The following is a 1,430-nucleotide window of genomic DNA, read 5'->3' on the forward strand; positions in this document are numbered from 1 at the left end:
CCGTAGCCACCGAAAACGGTAACATCACCCTCGCCGCTATTCCAGGTAAAAGTCAAGTTCGACTCTCTCACGAAGGTATGGTGGTAAACTTAGTCCTGGATGCCGCCCCAGTCGAAGGAAACGTAATCATTTCTGCCAATGCAAGGGGAATCAGAGCCGTAGATATCCCTCGTTATATTACCGGAGGCAGTGAAATCGGTCATGCTAATGAAGTGATTATCGAAGCAGATGGCACAGTGAGATTAGTCAGATCGGATAGCCCCGTAAACGAAGGCGATACCGTCATCGCGGGGGAAGTCAACGCCGAGAATATCACTCTGATGGCAGCCGGACGAGTTACCCCCATCGAAAATGACCTCATCAGCAATAGTCCCACCGTCGTTTTATTCCCAGAGGCGATCGGAGATACAGTAGAAACCAGCTTCATCGATGAAGGGGTAGAAGACTATCAATCCCTGCTCTATGGTGGTCAAAGCGGTACAATATCCCAAGTGGTCACTCATCAAGAAAACGGGATTGATGTCATCACCGAAACCCTGACAGAAATCGCCGCACAAGGTGGAAAAGTTAGTGCAGTACACCTACTCAACGAAGGGAATGAAGGAGAGTTTTGGTTGGGAAATGCTTATGTTTCTAATGAAACCATTGCTCAGTATCAAGCACAATTGCAACAGTGGGGAATTGCCTTAACCGAAGAAGCAGATATCTTGCTTTATAGTTGCTTTACCGCCCTTGGAGAAACAGGAACGCGATTAATTAATGACTTAGCAGGATTAACAGGTGCAGATGTGGCCGCATCGACGAATTTAACAGGAAATGCGGCTTTGGGGGGAGATTGGAACTTAGAAGTACAAACCGGAAGCATCGAAGCGGGTTTGGGACTCGAACAACAGGTCATGGATAACTTTGCTGGCAAGTTAGTGGTGTTTACGGCCACAGATGCGGCGAGTTTGATCGCGGCGATTAATAGCGCCAACGGCAATGCAGTAACCGATACGATTAATTTTGCGGGGAATATTACCCTGACAGCAGTGGAAAACTCGATCGATGGCTCCAATGGCTTACCCTCAATTACGGCAGCGCAAAAGTTGACGATTAACGGTATGGGGAATACGCTTGCTCGGGATGCTGCTGCCCCTGGCTTCCGGCTGCTGCACGTTGCACTAGGTGCTGATTTGGAGGTGAACGAGACCACCCTTTCCGGCGGATTAGCCAACAGCGGCGGATTTGGATCCTATGGTGGGGCCATCTTCAATCGAGGAACCCTGGCCGTGAATAATAGCACCGTTTCTGGCAATAGTGCAGGAGGTAATGGTGGTGGTTTGTTTGCGTTCAACGACATCACATTAACGAACAGTACAGTGAGTGGCAATAGTGCTGGTTTTAATGGTGGTGGTTTGTTTGCGAACAACGACATCACATTAACGAAC

General features: G+C 48.7%; 1 protein-coding gene. It reads left to right on the top strand.

The annotated features are described in order from the left end of the window. Positions 1 to 1,430 (top strand): DUF4347 domain-containing protein (locus JUI58_RS11415; RefSeq protein ID WP_204103914.1); only part of this gene is annotated, 1,430 nt, incomplete at both ends.

The organism is Spirulina sp. CCY15215 (genome assembly GCF_016888125.1).
Classification (GTDB): domain Bacteria; phylum Cyanobacteriota; class Cyanobacteriia; order Cyanobacteriales; family Spirulinaceae; genus CCY15215.